Annotated in this window: 5 protein-coding genes; 3 read left to right on the top strand and 2 right to left on the bottom strand. The window is 41.6% G+C overall.

What is annotated here, in order from left to right; translation table 11 throughout:
- The first annotated feature begins 936 nt into the window (after positions 1-936).
- The 3 genes from A3735_RS16445 (at position 937) to A3735_RS16435 (ending at position 4,607) form a co-directional block, all read left to right on the top strand.
- A complete protein-coding gene (locus tag A3735_RS16445) occupies positions 937-2,079 on the top strand; it encodes a TonB C-terminal domain-containing protein (protein ID WP_156491882.1) in 1,143 nt (380 codons plus the stop codon).
- A complete protein-coding gene (locus tag A3735_RS16440) occupies positions 2,080-3,090 on the top strand; it encodes a methyltransferase (RefSeq protein WP_068510522.1) in 1,011 nt (336 codons plus the stop codon).
- Between the two features lie 350 nt (positions 3,091-3,440).
- Entirely contained in the window at positions 3,441-4,607 is a 1,167-nt protein-coding gene (locus A3735_RS16435; protein ID WP_068510524.1) for a DUF6160 family protein, read from the top strand.
- Positions 4,608-4,644: 37 nt separating this feature from the next.
- Here A3735_RS16435 and A3735_RS16430 read toward each other — a convergent pair whose 3' ends face one another.
- Both A3735_RS16430 and A3735_RS16425 read right to left on the bottom strand, forming a co-directional pair.
- A complete protein-coding gene (locus A3735_RS16430; protein WP_068510525.1) occupies positions 4,645-5,265 on the bottom strand; it encodes a riboflavin synthase in 621 nt (206 codons plus the stop codon).
- Between the two features lie 105 nt (positions 5,266-5,370).
- Positions 5,371-6,379 (bottom strand): diguanylate cyclase (locus A3735_RS16425; RefSeq protein WP_156499719.1); only part of this gene is annotated, 1,009 nt, incomplete at its 5' end.

The following is a 6,379-nucleotide window of genomic DNA, read 5'->3' as shown; positions in this document are numbered from 1 at the left end:
TTAACAGAAGAGAAAGCTAAAGCAGAGAAAGCTAAAGCAGAGAAAGCTAAAGCAGAGAAAGCTAAAGCAGAGAAAGCTAAAGNAGAGAAAGCTAAAGCAGAGAAAGCTAAAGCAGAGAAAGCTAAAGCAGAGAAAGCCAAAGCAGAGAAGGCTAAAGCTGAGAAGGCTAAAGCTGAGAAGGCTAAAGCTGAGAAGGCTAAAGCTGAGAAGGCTAAAGCAGAAAAAGCCAAAGCAGAGAAGGCTAAAGCAGAGAAGGCTAAAGCAGAGAAAGCTAAAGCAGAGAAAGCTAAAGCAGAGAAAGCTAAAGCAGAGAAGGCCAAAGCAGAGAAGGCCAAAGCAGAGAAGGCCAAAGCAGAGAAGGCCAAAGCAGAGAAATCGGGTGGTGCTTCCAGCCACAAAGGTTCCGGTCAGGCTTCGAATTTAAAGACTATTAAGCCGCGTCAAAGACTTGTAGATGGCATACCGGGTTCAGAATATCTAATAGATAAGAAAACGCTTAGGCAAAACTTCGTACTGACTAAAGAGGGTGAGGTTTTATATAAGTATGGAGCCGTCAAAGCTAAGCAGATTGAACAATCAATGTCACCTAGGCATAAGCTCATTGCGAGTGACTATTTGAAGCAAGGCTTTAAAAAAATTGAAAGCAACCTGGTAAGACCGAAAAGAAGTTACAGAGATGTTGGTAAAACCTATTACGGTCAAATTACATATTTACAGGACAGTGAAGGCTATTTTTATAATGTTGTATTTAAACAGCGTTCTGGAAGTGAAGATCTAGATAAGGCATTTATGGAAGCTTTATTAAAAACTGGGAGACTTGCGCCACCAATCGATCCAAAGGTTAGAAACTATTTTTTATATCGAAAGGGTTTGCTCTATTACGGTGAGTCTGATTTTGCTAACTAGTTTTAAGCGTTAGGTATCTTCGTTTTGGGTGTGGACAAGATAAAAGATCGTTGGCGTTTTGGTGTTCTACTTGCTGTAAGTATTATCATACATTTGCTCGCTTTAATCTTTTATGTGTGGCGAACGCAACATAGTGAGAATGAAGTCGAAGAAACGTCTGTCGTCCAAATTAAATTGATAAAACATCACTTAGAAGAACCAGGACCAGAACCAGAACCAGAACCAGGACCAGAACCAGAACCAGAACCAGAACCAGAACCAGAACCAGAGCCAGAACCAGAGCCAGAGCCAGAACCGAATCAGGATTCGGATTATTTTTCTCCGGTGCATAATGCACAGGAGTTTTCGTCCAGTAATCAAACAAATCGAGAGGCCAAAGAGGTGTTTTTTGGTGATGGCGGGGTCGAGCGCGGAGAGCAGCTAGCGAATAAAAGTATTTTAAATGAGGAGCCTGAGAAATGGAGTCAGTTGCCTGACCCTTCAGATGATCTGGCGGCCTCTGAGAAAAAAACACAGAACCAAACAGATGAAACTGAGTCAATAAGCCGGAATCTGTTAGATACGAGTACTAAAGGTGTTAATAAAGTGGCTGAACAATCTTCACAGCTGAATGACATGGATGAGCGTAACAATGTAGAGGAGAGCTCCATTATTCCTTCGTATATGGAAGATGTATATGGTGAATATGAGGCTGATACCGTTCTTTTAGAGGAAAAGAGTCAAGGAAACCCAGACACTCATGTTGTTGGGAATATCAGCTTGCTCGGTGAAGATGAACTTGAGAACGTAACTGTTGAACAACCATATAGCGAACAAGAAAGTGAAGAACTGCGTATGGTTAATAAATTTCTTGAAAGAATGAATAAGCAGGTTAACGAAAAATGGAATAATCCATACAAAGGTAGGCAAATGCATAGAGGTGTTGCAAAGCTAGAGCTGGACGAATACGGAAATGTCGTTGATGTATTTATCTTCTTGCAGAGTGGTCTCCCTGCTTTGGATGACTCGGTTGTTCGTGCAATTCGAGCCGTAAAGCGCTTTGACGTCCCAAAAAATACGATTATCGCCGAGCGATACAGCCACTTACGGTTTCACTTTAGTTCCATTGAGTTGGAGAGAGATAAAATGCCATTTGAAGTGGATCAATCCCATATTAAAGACGAGAGTGATTAGATGCACGTAAGATCAAAGGTTATTGAACGCAATTCAGAACAGTTTTCCCAGTGCAGAAAGTTGATTATTTTTGGTCCACCCCCTGGTGATCCTCTTGAGTATTTAAATCCTGAAAAGGTAATTACCTTTGATTATCGAGTATATCGGTCTTTAAAAAACTCTCTTGGTAACAAAGTCTTATTTAGTTTGGGTAATGAAGGTCTTGAGGCTTGTGATGCGGTGATCATTCACATCCCAAAAGCAAAGGCAGAGTTGGACCTTATCTTGGCCTATGTTACGCCTCTGTTGTGTCAAGGTGGTGATATCTATCTCGTGGGTGAGAAAAAAGCCGGAATTGCTAGTGCGGCTAAGAAGTTAAGCTCATATAGCAGTGATGCTAGCAAGATTGATTCAGCTAAACACTGTCAATTGTGGCATGCAAGCCTAGATCAAAAAGTCGAGCCGTTTAGCTTAAAAGATTGGATGACATCATTTGATGTTGAGGTGAATGACATATCCTTAAAAGTGGCTGCTATACCAGGTGTGTTTAGTATCGGTGAGCTCGATGAGGGTACTGAGCTACTACTGGCGAATATGTTTACCCGTCTAGAGGGGCGAGTATTGGACTTTGGTTGTGGTAGTGGCGTACTAGGGTGTTATACAAAACTGCTCAATCCAGGTATTAAGCTGGAAATGGTTGATATTAATTTGTTGGCCCTAAAGTGCGCTGAAGAAACTGCGCGGCTAAATAACATAGATGTAGATATTTACCCCAGTGATGGCTGGGCTGAGGTAAAAGGTAGGGTTAACGCCTTAGTGACGAACCCGCCATTCCATCAAGGTGTAGATACTGAATACACAACTACTGAGGGGTTTATTAAAGGTGCCAAAGATAAATTGACAAAGCACGCACCTTTTCTTTTAGTTGCGAATTCTTTTCTTAAATATGCATCGATTATTGAGGCGAGCATGGGGCGCTGCGATGTATTGGCTGAAACCACTAAGTTTCGTGTGTATAAGGCCTTTCGCTGAAGCTTGAATTATTTATAAGCAAAAAAAAGCCCTTGCATTGCAAGGGCGAGTCCACTCTAGCTTTACGCTAGCGATAAAAACCTGAAAAAATGAATTGCGTTCATTGGGTTAGATAATACTTCTTAGAATTAGAATGTTCATACTAAAATTTGAACTGGCTCACAAATATGTTTTATTGACTATTACTTGCCCTGCTTCTAAAGCATAAACCATTGGTGCATGTAACGGTATGTGATATTTTACATATATATGTGACTGTTGGTCGGCTTATAAATATTACTATAGCTTATCGACTTGAGCACAAGGAATACTGAATAGGTGGAGATTCCACCTAACCCTCAGGAGTACTCATGAAGACGGGTAGGGCTGTAATAGCCAAAAATAACAAGAATATATTCAAGCAAATTCCTGTAGCTGCTAAAAGCTGTGCTTTAGTGGTGGGCCTTACGTCGCCGTGCGCGTTTGCTGAGTTACAATTCCTTGACGATAGCTCATTATCTAACGTTACGGGTAAAGCTGGTTTGACTATTGATATAGAAACAAGGGTACATATCGGCGAGTTCGAATATGTAGATGCTGGTTCTATGTATACGAAAGATTACTCCTTGACTGGAATCGGTGGCGGCTTAGTAGACAACCTTCGCGCAAAAATTGACGTGACAGATGGTAACGAAACATTGGCAACAGGGTTTTCCGATGTTGCGCTCCTGGCCACTGCTGGTTTTTTTGATACGAGTGAAACTGATGTTGCCTGGGCTATCAATGAGTATGCTGATGGTGCTGGTGGGTTTGGGAAGCAGTACGGCGATGGCGATGTGCTTATTCACGTTACGTCACAAGACCTTGGGTTCAGTGATGCCGTCCTCACTGGCAATACTCCACCTCCACCGTCTACGCACGCATCAAATCTTGATAATTATAAAAATGCTGTTGATCTACATATTCAGGAAGCCGAGTTTGGTATACGTGCTTCAGACGGCAGTGTTGAGACTGCCTTAAGCAAGAATTTCTCAGTGGAAGCTTACCTAGGTTATTTAGATATAGTTATTAAAAACCAAGGAAATGACTTTCATGATACGACCGGCAATTCTTCGAATGGTAAGCCAAGAAATATATTGCTAGCTGATTCATATCTGGGGATCGATGCGAAATTTCGTGTAGAAGATTTGGATATTGATAGTACGAACAATGCGACCAATACAATCATACCTCGCTCAGTAACAAACCCTTATTTAACACTGCGTGATATGAGAATTCATAATGAACGTGGGAATGATACGCTTGGTAGTTTTGGCTTTGCAAGTGTTCAAAGTAAGTTGGCTGCAGCGCAACACATCATCCATAAAGATGGGGATGCTTTGATTCATGTTGATGGCCAAGCAATCTACGATATAAACGTTGCGTGGGATTGGGATCTACCCCATGTCTCTTTCGGAGATACAGGTCAAAGCATCGGTTCTGTCTACTTTACTGATTTCCATATCTCGGATACTTCACTCGTCATTTCGGCACATTAGAATATTTGCTTGATACGATTAGACCTAAAGCCAGCATTTAAGCTGGCTTTTTTGTGCTCATGAATCGCTCCACGGTATCAACGATGGTCTGAGTTTGAGGGTCAATTTCTAGGTTCACTGCATCATCTACCTTGAGTTCACCAAAGGTTGTTACCTCTAGTGTTTCAGGTATTAGATGAACGCTAAAGGACTCATTAGATACTTCGCCTAGTGTTAGACTGCAGCCATTTAATCCGGCAAAGCCTTTAGGTAGGAGGTATTTTTGGAGATTTTCGGGTGTTGTGAAATAAACTGTATGGACATCGTTAGCTGAGTCAATTTTACATATTTCAACGCTGCAATGGATATGCCCAGACATTAGATGGCCGCCTATCTCATCACCAATAGCCGCGGCTCGCTCAAAGTTAACTTGGTCGCTTTCTTGTAGCGAGCCAAGGTTTGTTAGTTTAAGTGTCTCGAGCATTACGTCGAAGTTCGCCCAGTTTTGCTCAAGATCAAAGGCGGTAGCGGTCAGACAAGTGCCGTTAATTGCAATACTTGCGCCTTTACTTATGTTTTTCAATGCGCCATCAGGAAAACCTATTTTTAATGTTTTTAGATTGTCTGTACCTGAAATTTCAAGAATGCTTGCTTTACCTTGAACGATGCCTGTGAACATAATTCCTTAAACTCTCATTTTAATATGGCTAGTGTTTGTGAGGAGGCGTTTGTCGAATTAGTGCGAGAGTGTTTCAGTGAGTGGCCACGATAAAGTGGCACTGTATTACTCGAAATAGCATTTCTGGCCTATTACTCGATCGCGCCCAGCTTCCTTTGCTTTATACAGGCATTGATCGGCAATATCCAATAGTTTAATCGCGTGCTTGATTGTGTCTGTAGTAGGGGTGGCGTTGGATACACCAATGCTCACAGTTAAAAAGGTTGAAATGCCCGAATCCAAAAACTCGTTTTCTTTGAACTGCTCACGTATGCGCTCGGCAAGTCGCATAGCACCGTCTAATGTCGTATTGGGTAGAAGCACTGCTATTTCTTCACCGCCATAGCGTGCGACGGTATCCGAAGGTCGATGGATAACTGCTTTTATCAGCTCGGCAGAGCGAGTTAGACAGTAGTCACCATACAAATGTCCGTATTTATCATTAAGGACCTTAAAGTGATCTATATCGATCATAATAACTGAAAAGCTGAGGCTGTCCCTCGCAGCACGGTGAATTTCTTTCTTAAAGGTCTTATCGAAATAGTAGCGATTCTTTAGACTAGTAAGGCCGTCAGTTACGCTTAGTTCCTTAAGCTGCGTATTCGCTTCTTCGAGCGCTTCGGTGCGTGATTTAACGATTTTATCTAAATCCTGATTCATTTTGATTTGCGCATCGAGTAGTGCATCTTGAGCTTCAACTCGCAAGTCTTTTTCATAATTTAACCTGTCAGCGAATGCGATAGAGAGAAGTGTCAGCTCGATTAGAGTGCCAAGGGATAATGCGTTTTCATTGAAAATATTTGGTTCTATAATTCGGTTATTTTCTAATAGGAAAATAATGACCGCACCTAAATAGCTAAACCAGGCCAAAGCAAAATAACGAGCAGTTTTAATCCCTTTTAGCCAGTATTTCACACCAAGGTAAAAGCCGGTCATTACCATAAAGCTTACAGCGATAAATGTACTTTTTAATGCGAAGCTATAAGAAATTAAGAAGCCGGATAGTACCGTCAATATGAAAGTCAGAATTAGAAGCTTTATCAGTACAAGGTCTCGCTTAGAGCTTATGTAGTCG

It is taken from the genome of Oleiphilus sp. HI0061, assembly GCF_001635675.1.
Note: the sequence above shows the minus strand (reverse complement) of the source record. Positions and strands in the feature narration are given on the sequence as shown.

Coding starts and splice junctions, on each gene's coding strand:
- A3735_RS16435 (WP_068510524.1), top strand. CDS start 3,441: ATGAAGACGGGTAGGGCTGTAATAGCCAAAAATAACAAGAATATATTC.
- A3735_RS16430 (WP_068510525.1), bottom strand. CDS start 5,265: ATGTTCACAGGCATCGTTCAAGGTAAAGCAAGCATTCTTGAAATTTCA.
- A3735_RS16440 (WP_068510522.1), top strand. CDS start 2,080: ATGCACGTAAGATCAAAGGTTATTGAACGCAATTCAGAACAGTTTTCC.